We start from the raw sequence: 12,221 nt of genomic DNA, 5'->3' as shown, positions 1-12,221 counted from the left end.
CCATATTGGTGCCAAGGCATTTTTTGATGCACCAATATGATAATTCGTGCCTGCGCAATCCTCTTTTCTGCACCTTGTGGGGTCATGTTTCTCGCTGCAAAATCCAGCATGTCATCTTTGGGTGCATGTATTTCTTCATTGTTTTCAGTTAGTTATTGTTGTTGATGTTCTGGTGTGCTTCATTCTGGCACGCTCGATGCATTATCAGGTCATCCTCTTCATGGCTGGCATCCATTGGCTGACCATGAGAAAAAAGACAGACAACGAAAGACCTGAACAGACAACGCTGACACCAACTGCAACCGAGCCGCCGGCTCCATCGGAGAATTACCATGGCTGAGAAGACACTTGCCCTGATTGAAGAACACGAAGTCAAGTGGGTTGATCTGCGCTTCACCGACACCAAGGGCAAGGAGCAGCACGTCTCCATCCCGGCGCGCACGGTTGACGAAGAATTCTTCGAGAATGGTCAGATGTTCGATGGTTCTTCTATCGAAGGTTGGAAGGGCATCAACGAGTCCGACATGATCCTGATGCCGGACGACGGCACTGCCTTCCTTGACCCGTTCACCGAAGACACCACTCTGGTGCTGCGCTGTGACGTCATCGAGCCGGCCACCATGCAGGGCTATGAGCGCGACCCGCGTTCCGTCGCCAAGCGTGCCGAGGAATATCTGAAGTCCACCGGTCTGGGCGATACTGCCTTCTTCGGTCCGGAGCCGGAATTCTTCATCTTCGATGAAGTGCACTGGAAGAACGAGATGAACGGCGCGATGTTCAAGATCTCTTCCGAAGAAGGTGCATGGGCGACCGATTCCACGCCGGAAGGCGGCAACCTGGGTCACCGTCCGCGTCTGAAGGGCGGCTACTTCCCGGTCCCGCCGATCGACAGCTTCCACGATATCCGTGCTGCCATGTGCAACACCCTGGAAGCCATCGGTCAGGAAGTCGAAGTTCACCACCACGAAGTGGCGAACGCCGGCCAGAACGAGATCGGTGTCAAGTTCAACACCCTGGTCAAGAAGGCCGATGAGGTTCAGGAACTCAAGTACGTGATCCACAACGTGGCGCACGCTTACGGCAAGTCCGCGACCTTCATGCCCAAGCCGCTGGTCGGTGACAACGGTTCCGGCATGCACGTTCACCAGTCCTTCTGGAAGGATGGCGACAACCAGTTCGCCGGTGACGAGTACGCGGGTCTGTCCGAAATGGCCCTCTACTACATTGGCGGCATCATCAAGCACGCTCGTGCGCTGAACGCCTTCACCAATGCGTCCACCAACTCCTACAAGCGTCTGGTGCCGGGCTTCGAAGCCCCGGTCATGCTGGCCTACTCTGCCCGCAACCGTTCCGCTTCCATCCGTATCCCGTACACCGCCAGCCCGAAAGGCAAGCGTGTCGAGGCTCGCTTCCCGGATCCGACGGCCAACCCGTACCTGGCGTTCTCCGCGATGCTGATGGCCGGTATCGACGGCATCAAGAACAAGATCCACCCGGGCGATGCCATGGACAAGAACCTCTACGACCTGCCGGCCGAAGAAGCCAAGTCCATTCCGACCGTGGCCGAGAGCCTCGAGCAGGCACTGACCGCGCTGGACGGCGATCGTGAGTTCCTGACCCAGGGTGGCGTCTTCACCGACGACATGATCGATGCCTACCTCGAGCTGAAGGGCGAAGACATCCAGCGCCTGCGCATGGCGACTCACCCGCTCGAATTCGACATGTACTACAGCGTCTGATCTACCGACCGCGCATGTCGCTCACGGCCCCGCCCGGAGCAGTCTGAGCGCGGGGCATGCGTGAGGCGAGACACACAGGGTCATACCGACAGGTATGGCCCTGTTCTCGTTTCTGAGACATGTGCTCCAAGAGCTGACTCCCGGCTGTCCAGGACCCGCGACCCGTCGCGGAAAGTCGCGTCGCAACAAGCAGGGCTGGTATCAACGCGGGAAGCTTTGTAACTTGGCAGCAGGATATGTCACTTCTGGCACGCTGGTAGCGTCCGAGTGAGTGACACGACTGGCAGGAGCGGATGCGCGCTTCTGGCTTCCCATGACTTCTTCAGGAATTCCCGGATGTGGCCCTTCACTTCTTCTTCGCGTGGCATCGGTTCAGTGGGTGACAGCAGGTCCTTGCCGGTCAAGGGAATGCGGCGGATGGCTCGCCTGTCCGGCATGACGACGCTCGGCCTCTGCCTCTCAGCGGTGCTGGCCCTGGGCAGCGTCTCGGCGGAGCTCGAGGCGGCTCAGGTCTACCGGCACGTGGATGCCAACGGCAACGTGGTGTTCAGTGATCAGCCGGCGGGCGGCAGCAAGGTCAAGCTGACGCCGCTGAGTGTGGTGCCTTCCACCGAGTCTGCTCCCTCGCGCGCGCCTGCTTCGCGTGGCGTGTCATCTTCCCCGTCCGAGACCGCTTCCCGTAGCCGACCCTCCGCGCCTGCCGTGGATGTCAGCTTCCGTGGCTATACCCGCTTCTTCATCCAGAGCCCGAGCAATGAAGAGACGCTGCCTACGGGGCAGGCCGGCAACCTGGCGGTGCGCCTGGCCATCGAGCCGCAGCTGCGTCCCGAGCACAAGGTACGCGTGACCGTGGATGGCGCGCCGTCGCAATCGGCCATGAACAGCAGTGTCTTCATGGTGCCGGGGCTCGAGCGTGGCAAGCACGTCATCCAAGCGGAGCTGCTGGATGCCTCCGGACGAGTGCGCCAGACCACCGAGCCCCGAGTGGTCTACGTGCAACGCGCCAGCGTCAATCTCCCGCGCAATCCCAACAACCCGGCCAATGCCGGGGGTGGCTGAGAGACGGGGGTGACAGCCCTCCTGGCTTGCGAACGACACGTGACTCGCGCGCCAGGTCATCAGGCCACCTTCGGGTGGCCTTTTTTGTCGCCAGGTCTGGCAACGGTATCGCCCGCGATGCAGCAGCACGCCCGCTGATGAGCAGGTCTGCTGCATCGGGTTGGCAGTGCGAACCTTTGGCGCACCATAATGGTGCTTCAAATCGACGCCCGAAAGAGGTGCATCGGCGCGGGTGCCATGCACGCGGCATTTGCACCAGACTGGCGCGGTTATTGCAGAATAGGGAGACGTACTGCGAATGGCGGATAAAGGCATGCATCAACGACTGCTCGAACACCTGAATACTGCCGTGGTGGTGCTGGATGCACAGCTGCGCGTGGTATGGCTGAACCCGGCGGCCGAGACGCTATTGGCGGTCAGCCTGGTGCGCGTCAAGGGCAGCTCCCCTGAACATCTGACCGGGCTGGATGAAGAGCCCATCAAGGTGCTGCGCAAGGCGCTGGAAGAACAGCATCCCTATACCCAGCGTGAGGCCGAGATCGTCAATGCGGCCAACGAGCCGCTGACGGTGGACTTCACCGCGACCCCGGTCAGCGCCAATGAGCTGCTGGTGGAAATCGAGCCGCGTGATCGTCTGATGCAGATCTCCCGCGAGGAGGCGCTGATCGCTCGGCAGGAAGCCGTCAAGGTGCTGACACGCGGGCTGGCGCATGAAGTGAAGAACCCGCTTGGCGGTATCCGGGGCGCGGCCCAGTTGCTGGAGCGCGATCTGCCGGAGCCGCAGATGGTGGAGTTCACGCGCATCATCATCGAGGAGGTGGATCGCCTGCGTGATCTGGTCGATCGCATGCTGGGGCCGAATCGGCCACCGCTGCAGTCGCCGGTCAATATCCACTCGGTGACCGAGCGGGTGCGCTCCCTGCTGGCGGCGGAAGGGCATCACATCAAGCTGACGGCCGACTATGACCCGAGCCTTCCTGAAGTCATCGGCGATGAAGGCCAGTTGATCCAGGCGGTGCTCAACATCGCGCGCAACGCGACCCAGGCCCTCAACGAGCAGCCGCAGCCCGAATCAGCCGATGGCAATGAGGCGCCGTGGGAGATCACCCTGCGCACGCGGGCCCGGCGGCAGTTCACGCTGGGTCATGAGCGCCATCGTCTGGTCTGCGAGCTGGCGATCAGCGACAACGGCCCGGGCATTCCCGAGGCGCTGCGCGAGACGCTGTTCTACCCGATGGTCTCGGGGCGCGCCGAAGGCTCAGGGCTCGGGCTTTCCATCGCCCAGGGCATCCTGCACCAGCATCAGGGGTTGATCGAGTGTGACTCGCGCCCCGGCCATACCGAATTCCGACTATTAATCCCGCTTGCCGGCACTTCTGGAGATCCCTCATGAGCGAGACTGCACGCGTCTGTATCGTCGATGATGACCGCGCCATCCGCTGGGTACTGGAGCGCGCTCTGGCCCAGCCTGACCTCGAGGTGGAAAGCTTCGAGCGCCCGGATCAGGCAGAAGCCAGCATCATGCGACAGTGCCCGGATGTGCTGATCACCGACATCCGCATGCCCGGTATCGATGGCCTCGATCTGATGGCACGAGTCCGCGAGCGTTATCCGGACCTGCCGGTGATCGTGATGACGGCCCATTCCGACCTCGACAGTGCCGTGGCCTCCTATCAGGGCGGTGCCTTCGAGTATCTGCCCAAGCCCTTCGATGTGGATGAGGCGCTGGCGCTGGTGCGGCGCGCCGTGGCGCACGCGCGGGAATCCAAGGCCCCCGCGGTGGTGCCGGAAGGATTGACCAAGGAGATCATCGGGGAAGCGCCAGCGATGCAGGAGGTCTTTCGGGCCATCGGTCGCCTGTCCCAGTCGCACATCACCGTACTGATCAACGGCGAATCCGGGACCGGCAAGGAGCGTGTCGCCCAGGCGCTGCATCAGCATTCGCCCCGCAAGGCCAAGCCGTTCATCGCGTTGAACATGGCGGCGATCCCCAAGGACCTGATGGAGTCAGAGCTCTTCGGCCACGAGAAGGGCGCCTTCACCGGTGCCACCGCTCTGCGTCGCGGACGCTTCGAGCAGGCCGATGGTGGCACCCTGTTCCTGGACGAGATCGGCGACATGCCGGCGGAAACCCAGACACGCCTGTTGCGGGTGCTGGCGGATGGCGAGTTCTACCGCGTGGGGGGCATCACGCCGGTCAAGGTGGATGTGCGTATCATCGCCGCGACCCACCAGCACCTGGAGGCGTTGGTGGAGGATGGTCGTTTCCGCGAGGATCTCTTCCACCGCCTCAACGTGATTCGCGTCCACCTGCCGCGGCTGTCAGAGCGCCGTGAGGACATCCCGCGCCTGATGCAGCACTTCCTCGCTGAAGCCGCACGCGAGCTGGCCACGGACCCCAAGGTGCTCACCGAGGCGGCCGAGAAGCACCTCACGCGCTTCGACTGGCCGGGCAACGTGCGCCAGCTGGAGAACACCTGTCGCTGGCTGACGGTGATGGCCTCGGGCCGCGAGGTGATGGTCGAGGATCTGCCGCCGGAACTGCGTGACGTCAGTGGCACCGAGGCCGCGTCCGGGGACTGGCGTGGTGCCTTCCGTGAGTGGGCGGACCGCGCGCTCGCCGCCGGCCACACCCATCTGCTGGAAGAGGCGGTGCCCGACTTCGAGCGCATCCTGATCGAGACGGCGCTCAAGCATACCGGCGGTCGCAAGGGCGAAGCCGCCGAGTTGCTGGGCTGGGGACGCAACACGCTGACGCGCAAGCTCAAGGTGCTGTTGCCGGCACTGGCCGAGGATTGAGCCGCCCCGGCGCCAGACAGTCCCGAGCACCCTTCTCAGACTGAGCGGGTGATGAACCGCCTGAGCGGGTAGAGAAAACGTCTGGGCGGACAGGAGAACCGCCCAGCGGTCTGGAGAGAAAGAGAACAGGGTGCCACAATCCCTGTTCTCTTTTTTTCTGCCCGTCATTCACCGTTGTCTGCTCGCCGGCGTCGTTTCTCGGGCGCCTGCCAAGGAGTTGCCTGATGTCATCAATGAACTGGGAACGACTGCTGGAGCCGAGTCGCCTGCATGACGCACCGGGCACCGTATCGCGTGAGATGGGCCGTACGCCCTTCCACAAGGATCACGACCGGATCGTGTTCGCGGGCTCCTTCCGACGGCTGGGTCGCAAGACCCAGGTGCACCCGCTGACCGACAACGACCACATCCACACGCGTCTGACCCACTCCCTGGAGGTCGGCTGCGTCGGGCGTTCGCTGGGCATGATGGTCGGCGAGAAGTTGAAGGACCATCTGCCCGAGTGGGTCACGCCCGCCGACCTCGGCGTCATCGTCCAGACCGGCTGTCTGGGACACGACATCGGCAACCCACCCTTCGGGCATGCCGGAGAATATGCCATCCGTGACTGGTTTGCCGCAGAGGCCGCCAGTGACCACGGGCGTCTGTCAGGCCTGAGCGAGGCCGAGCGCGAAGACCTGCTGACCTATGAAGGCAACGCCCAGGGCTTTCGTATCGTCACCCAGATCGAGTACAACCAGTTTCATGGCGGCATGCGCCTGACGGCGGCGACGCTGGGCACCCTGCTCAAGTATCCCTGGACGGTGAAGCACGCCACGGCAGGCGGCAAGTTCGGTTGCTACCAGAGTGAGCGTGAACTGCTGGATCAGGTGGCCGAGCGCTGCGGGCTGCTGGCGCGTGACGATGGCCGCTGGTGTCGCCACCCGTTGGCGTGGCTGGTCGAGGCTGCCGATGACATCTGCTATGCGCTGCTCGATCTCGAGGATGGTCTCGAGATGGGCATACTGCAGTTCGAGGAGGTCTACGAGATTCTGACCGGCATCAGTGGTGGCGCGCCGCGGGAGTATGACGACATGGTCGCGCGTGGCACGTCACAGCGGCGCAAGGTGGCGGCCCTCAGGGGCGCGGCGATGGAGCGGGCGGTCAATGATGTGGCCCAGGCCTTCGTGCAGCATGAGGTGGAATTGTTGGCGGGCACCCTCAGTGAGGACCTGCTGGATCTGTGTCATCCCGATCTCGGCTGGGGCGTGCGGGAAGCCAAGAATCTGGCGCGCCAGAAGATCTTTCGCAACGAGCGCAAGGCCAAGCTGGAAATCGGCGCCTACACCACGCTGGGCATCCTGCTCGAAGCCTTCATCGGGGCTGCCCATGAGCTGCACACCACGGGGCGCTCCAGCTTCAAGCATCAGCGCGTGCTGGCGCTGATCGGCGAGAACACCCCGACGCGTGACTGGGATCTCTACCGCAGTTACCGGCGCATGCTCGATTTCATCGGCGGCATGACCGATCACTTCGCCGTGGATCTCGCTCAGGAGATGGGTGGCCGCTTGCGCGGCGACTGAGCCATCCGCTCGAGCATGACGACTGTCCGGCAAGCCGTGCCGGGCAGTCGTGTCATCTCCGCGTTGCCTTGCCGGCCTCCTGCCGGTCACGCACCCCATCTGTTCCGGCAACTCCTCTTTCCCGCTTTCCCTCCGTCCCTCCGTCCCTCTTTTCCTTTTTTCCTCGATGTCTCCGTCGACGTGATCCTGGCCGGCTGCTGTCTCGCGTGACGTCCTTGCGCTGACAAGCGGTAAATTTTCTTTACGTAGCCTATCGAGTTGTTGTACTAGCTTTGTACGAAGTGTGAACGCGCAGGTCACTTTTCATTCATGATAAGCTATTATCATGCAGGGCAATAACGATAAACGAGGCTTATTTATGAGCAAGAAAACCCCCGGAGGAACCGCTGCCAACGCGGAGAACAAGCCAGAGAAGGCCTTCGACATGATCGACAAGCCGACCTTCTTCGGCTCGATCTTTCTGCTGCTGGCAGTGACGTTGCCATTGGTCATCTTCCCCGAGCAGGGTGCGATGTGGGTATCGGCGGCCAAGAATTTCGTCACCAGCAAGCTGGGTGTGCTCTACCTGATGCTGGGTGTCGGAGCCGGTGGCTTCATGATCTACATCATCTTCAGTGATATCGGGCAGATCAAGCTGGGCGACGCCGAAGAGAAGCCCGAGTTCTCGATCGTGTCGTGGGCGGCCATGCTGTTCTGCGCCGGTATCGGGGCCTCCATCCTCTACTGGTCGATGATCGAGTGGGTCTACTACTACCAGTCGCCGCCGTTCCATGTGGAAGGCCAGACACCGGAGGCCGCGGAATGGGCCGCCGCCTACGGTATCTTCCACTGGGGGCCGCTGGCGTGGGCGATCTATCTGATTCCCGCCGTGCCGATCGCCTACTTCTACTACGTGCGTCACCACAGTGTCCTGAAGATTTCCGAGGCGCTGATGCCGGTGCTCGGCGAAAAGCTGGCGCGTGGCTGGCTGGGCAAGCTGGTCGACATCAGCTTCGTCTTCGGCATGCTGGGTGGCGGGGCGACCACGCTCGGTCTGGCAGCTCCGATGATCAACGAGGGGGTGCATGAGCTGTTCGGCGTACCCAAGTCGCTGATGACCCAGGTCGTCGTGCTGCTGGTGTGTACCGCGCTGTTCGGCTACAGCGCCTACGTGGGGCTCAAGAAGGGCATCAAGCTGCTGTCGGACATCAACTTCTGGCTGGCGGTCGGGTTGCTGCTGTTCATCTTCATCGCAGGTCCGACCCTGTTCATGGCCAATACCGGTCTGGACGCGCTGGGGCGCGTGATGAGCAATCTGATCCACATGGCGACCTGGCTTGAGCCGTTCGCCGAGTTCAAGGGCTTCGAGAACACCCACTTCCCGCAGGACTGGACCATCTTCTACTGGGCCTGGTGGCTGGTGTTCGCGCCCAGCGTGGGGCTGTTCATCGCGCGCATCTCGCGGGGTCGCACCATTCGCGCGATGGTGGCGGGCTCGATGTTCTTCGGCACCATGGGCTGCTTCCTGTTCTTCATGGTGATGGGCAACTACGGCCTGTACCTGCAGCTGTCAGGTGAGCTGGACGTGGTGACCATACTCAACGAGCAGAGCCCGACCGCTGCCATCTTCGCCATGCTGCATACCCTGCCGCTGGACTATGTGGTGATCTTTGCCTTCACGCTGCTGGCACTGATCTTCACGGCCACCACCTTCGACTCCATCTCCTATATCCTGGCGGCCGTGGTCCAGAAGGAAGTGGATGAGGAGCCGATGCGCTGGAACCGTCTCTTCTGGGCCTTCGCGCTGTCGTTCATGCCGATCGTGCTGATGTTCGTCGGCGGGCTGGAAACCCTGCAGACGGCCTCGATCATCGGTGGCGTGCCGTTGCTGGCGGTGGCGTTGCTGCTGTGCATCTCCATCGTGCGCGCCGCGCACTATGACCTGCGCTACCAGCCGGATTACACGGTCAAGGAGATCAATATCGAGGAATTCCCGGAAGACGACCCCTGGACGGAAGAGGGCACCTGGGAGATTCCGGACGAGGACGTGCCTGCGGCGGGCAAGCCGCAGCAGGACACGCCCAAGGATCATGTCGAAGGCGACCCGCACAGCCGTCCTTCCCGACTGTGATCCGGCCGGCCTGAAGGATCAGGCCGCCGACGACAGAAAGCCGCCCCGAGGGGCGGCTTTCTGTCGTCTGGATGATGGGCTGGTGAGTCTCAGGGGCGATGACTCAGGCGGTTTCCTGCAGTGTCTCGCTGCGGGCGCGGCGCGGTGTCAGCACCGGCGGCGTCGGGTCCTTGTCGTCATTGTCGAGGGCCAGATAGCGACTGATGGCGGCACCGATACGCCGTGAACTGTCCTGAATGCCCTGGTTGCCGAACAGACGATTGAACTCGAAGACCATCGGATGGCCATCGACCATCGCGATATCGAAGCCGGCGTGGTCGACACTCAGCGCCTCGGCCAGCTGCAGCGCCAGTTCGATGGCGGGCGCCGGGATGTTGTCATAGGCCGTCTCGCCGCCCTGACTGACATTGGAGCGATAGCCGCCCAGCGGCGTGACGCGCCAGTAGGCAGTGATGACTTCGCCACCGACCACCACGATGCGCAGGTCGCGATCGATATCCAGCCGTGGCTGGGCATACAGCACCGGGTGCTCGGCTGCGTGGGCTTCCAGCTCGCCACGTGACTGGATCAGCTTCACCCCGGCCCCCATGGAGCTCTTCACTTCCTTGACGATCAGCGGATAGCCGAAGCGTGCCTCGATGTCGTCGATTGCCTGACGGCTGGCACCCCGAATCTCGGTGGGCGGCACATTGTCCGGGCAGATGGCCTGAAAGACGCGCGTCTGCTCGACCTTGTCGTGGCCGATGGCGTAGCTGGGCAGGCTCGGGAAGATGCGTTTTCCCAGGCCGTAGACCAGGGTGGTGATCTGCCAGTATTCGGGAAACAGCAGGATGTCGGCGGCGCGGATCTCGTCGAGGTGATCCAGCATGCGTTCCGGCTTGATGTAGCGAACGCCGGCGATACCGAGGGTGCGAAATGCGTCGAAGGTGATGAGTTTCATGGGGGATATGTCGCCAGAAGCGCCATCATTGCGATGGCGCGATCAAGGAGCCAGGGCTGGACCGGCGCGTATTTAACGTCGCGCCGGCCCGCTTGGCAAGTCCTTGTGACGGGCGGATGGGAGACCGCCAGTCGCTGGCCTAGGGCGTTTCCATGCGTTCGGCCTGTACCCGCAGCAGAATCGCCTCGTTGATGCGCTGCTTGAGTGCCTCATCCAGCGCCGGGCAGCCATCCTCCGGGGTCATGCAATGGGTGCTGAGCCACTCGGCCAGCCCTTCGCCATTGACGACGTCCGGGTCGCCCTTGCGCTGTTCACCACGCCGGATGATCTGCCAGCCCGGCAGCGCCAGAATGCCGTGTACCGGTACCTCGACACCACACTCGCGCTTGAGCCAGGCGGCAGTCCAGTCACGCGCGACGCGTGTCTCGCGCAGCGGCTTGCGCTCGCGCCCACCGGGGAAGTGCAGGCGCCCATCCTCCAGCTTGACCTCGTTCTTGATCGCTCCCAGAGCATCCAGCGGACGCGAGCGCGCCTTGGTGCGGATGGCATAGGCACCGAGCGGCGTGAGCACCAGATGGTCGATATGGAAGCCGTCGGCGGGGACGTCATGATAGACCACGCTGCTCAACTGCTCCGGGCGAATGAGCTGATCCAGCTCCTGGCCGATGGACAGCTCGCAGGCCAGCCCCAGCTTCAACTTGCGAATGCGCTGGAAGTGGCGGGTGAGGCGCAGCGCGAAGATCAGCACGAACAGCGCGCAGGCCAGTCCATAGCCCGCCCACTCCAGCCAGTTCTGCTCTTCGCCGAACACCATGCGTCCCATGCCATAGATCAGCGGGCTCAGTGTGATGAGCGGTCCCAGTGCGCCATCGAGAAACAATGACTGGAAGGCGTCATCGAGGCGGTCTCGCAGGCTCTGGCCCGGCTCGCGCAGCTGGCGGCGGGTCAGGGGTGACTGGATGCGGCGCTCATGCAGGCCGCGCATGCCCAGCACCACCAGCGCGATGGCGCCCAGCGGGGTGAGAAAGAAGACAGGTAACAGGTATTCCAGCCAATCCATCGGGATGTCCTATCTACAGGAGAGGGGAGCGTATTCAGTGGCCCAGCGCACGTGGCAGCGGCACGATCGGCACCTCGACCTCACCCTGCGCTGCGTTGTGGGTAGTGTCCAGTACTGGCACCACACTGTCATTGATCCAGTACAGCTTGCCGTCACTGCGCACGTCGGCCTGCAGTGCATAGCGATGGCCATCCTCGATGGGATTGCGATCATATTGCAGGCTGACCGGGAAAGGCCCCTGGCGCAGACCGCCGAAGCGGGTGCTGGCGATCAGGTTGGCCGGTGCATCGGCTCTGGAGATATCCACCAGGCGGACCTCCAGTAGCGCATCACCCGGTGCCTGGAAGGCCTGCTGTGGCACCACGCGTGCCTCCAGCTGAGCGAAGTCAGGGCCGGTCATGCAGCCCGCCAGCCCCAGCGTGCCGAGCAGCAGTGCGCCGATGGCCAGAGAGCGGGAAGGATGAGGCATGGAGAGTTTCAGCATGGAGGTCCCTTGTGCGGTCGGCGATACGCCGCCAACCGAGATGTCTGATGAGACGGATGCCGGGGCGTGCAGGTTCAGCCGCCGGCCAGCTTGACGGTATAGCCGCGTCGCGTCAGCTCGGTCTTGAGCGTCTCGCGGTGATCGCCCTGGATCTCCACGATACCGTTCTTGAGGCTGCCGCCGGTGCCACACCGCTGCTTGAGAGTCTTGGCAAGCGCCTTGAGTTCCTTCTCCGCCAGCGGAATCCCGCTCACGGTGGTCACGCCCTTGCCCTTGCGGCCGCTGGTCTCGCGGCGGATACGCACCACGCCATCGAGGCTGTCGAGCCGTTCGCGCTCGGCGAGGTCCGCGCACTCGCAGTCGGCTTCGGCGCGGCGGCATTCGGGGCAGGTGGCGCCGTGTTCAGTGGAATAGACAAGCCCGGAAAGTTGATCCTTGAGCGAGGCCATGATGTCTCCTGCGGTACCA

The 12,221-nt window shown here is 63.0% G+C and carries 11 protein-coding genes; 7 read left to right on the top strand and 4 right to left on the bottom strand.

What is annotated here, in order from left to right; all coding sequences use genetic code 11:
- Positions 1 to 46 precede the first annotated feature (46 nt).
- The 7 genes from BOH68_RS17105 (at position 47) to BOH68_RS17075 (ending at position 9,269) form a co-directional block, all read left to right on the top strand.
- Complete coding sequence (locus tag BOH68_RS17105; RefSeq protein WP_136939534.1) at positions 47 to 340, top strand: hypothetical protein; 294 nt, start codon at positions 47 to 49, stop codon at positions 338 to 340.
- On the top strand, positions 333 to 1,739 hold the full coding sequence (glnA, locus tag BOH68_RS17100; RefSeq protein ID WP_065392424.1) for a glutamate--ammonia ligase: 1,407 nt from the start codon (positions 333 to 335) through the stop codon (positions 1,737 to 1,739). The genes BOH68_RS17105 and glnA overlap by 8 nt, the downstream gene beginning before the upstream one ends.
- 417 nt (positions 1,740 to 2,156) lie before the next feature.
- A complete protein-coding gene (locus BOH68_RS17095; protein ID WP_240499632.1) occupies positions 2,157 to 2,798 on the top strand; it encodes a DUF4124 domain-containing protein in 642 nt (213 codons plus the stop codon).
- Positions 2,799 to 3,111: 313 nt separating this feature from the next.
- A complete protein-coding gene (gene glnL / locus BOH68_RS17090; RefSeq protein ID WP_077380022.1) occupies positions 3,112 to 4,191 on the top strand; it encodes a nitrogen regulation protein NR(II) in 1,080 nt (359 codons plus the stop codon).
- Positions 4,188 to 5,597: a nitrogen regulation protein NR(I) gene (ntrC, locus tag BOH68_RS17085; RefSeq protein ID WP_077379917.1), complete on the top strand. Its 1,410-nt coding sequence runs from the start codon at positions 4,188 to 4,190 to the stop codon at positions 5,595 to 5,597. Before glnL ends, ntrC begins: the two co-directional genes overlap by 4 nt.
- Before the next feature lie 224 nt (positions 5,598 to 5,821).
- Positions 5,822 to 7,159, top strand: coding sequence for a deoxyguanosinetriphosphate triphosphohydrolase (locus BOH68_RS17080; RefSeq protein WP_077379919.1), 1,338 nt, complete (start codon positions 5,822 to 5,824; stop codon positions 7,157 to 7,159).
- Between the two features lie 358 nt (positions 7,160 to 7,517).
- Positions 7,518 to 9,269, top strand: coding sequence for a BCCT family transporter (locus BOH68_RS17075; RefSeq protein WP_077379921.1), 1,752 nt, complete (start codon positions 7,518 to 7,520; stop codon positions 9,267 to 9,269).
- A 103-nt stretch (positions 9,270 to 9,372) separates the two neighbouring features.
- Here the strand turns inward: BOH68_RS17075 and BOH68_RS17070 are convergent, their stop codons facing one another.
- The 4 genes from BOH68_RS17070 to BOH68_RS17055 form a co-directional block, all read right to left on the bottom strand.
- Positions 9,373 to 10,209 carry an ATP-grasp domain-containing protein gene (locus BOH68_RS17070; RefSeq protein WP_077379923.1) on the bottom strand — a complete coding sequence of 279 codons (837 nt, stop codon included), beginning with the start codon at positions 10,207 to 10,209 and terminating at the stop codon, positions 9,373 to 9,375.
- 139 nt (positions 10,210 to 10,348) lie between these two features.
- On the bottom strand, positions 10,349 to 11,269 hold the full coding sequence (locus BOH68_RS17065; protein WP_077379925.1) for a nuclease-related domain-containing protein: 921 nt from the start codon (positions 11,267 to 11,269) through the stop codon (positions 10,349 to 10,351).
- Positions 11,270 to 11,303: 34 nt separating this feature from the next.
- Positions 11,304 to 11,753, bottom strand: coding sequence for a YbaY family lipoprotein (locus BOH68_RS17060; protein WP_077379927.1), 450 nt, complete (start codon positions 11,751 to 11,753; stop codon positions 11,304 to 11,306).
- Between the two features lie 74 nt (positions 11,754 to 11,827).
- A complete protein-coding gene (locus BOH68_RS17055; RefSeq protein ID WP_077379929.1) occupies positions 11,828 to 12,202 on the bottom strand; it encodes a translation initiation factor Sui1 in 375 nt (124 codons plus the stop codon).
- Between the last annotated feature and the right edge of the window lie 19 nt (positions 12,203 to 12,221).

The organism is Cobetia sp. MM1IDA2H-1, assembly GCF_002916775.2.
GTDB lineage: Bacteria > Pseudomonadota > Gammaproteobacteria > Pseudomonadales > Halomonadaceae > Cobetia > Cobetia marina.
The sequence above is the reverse complement of the archived record's forward strand: the minus strand, read 5'-3'. Positions and strand labels throughout refer to the sequence as shown.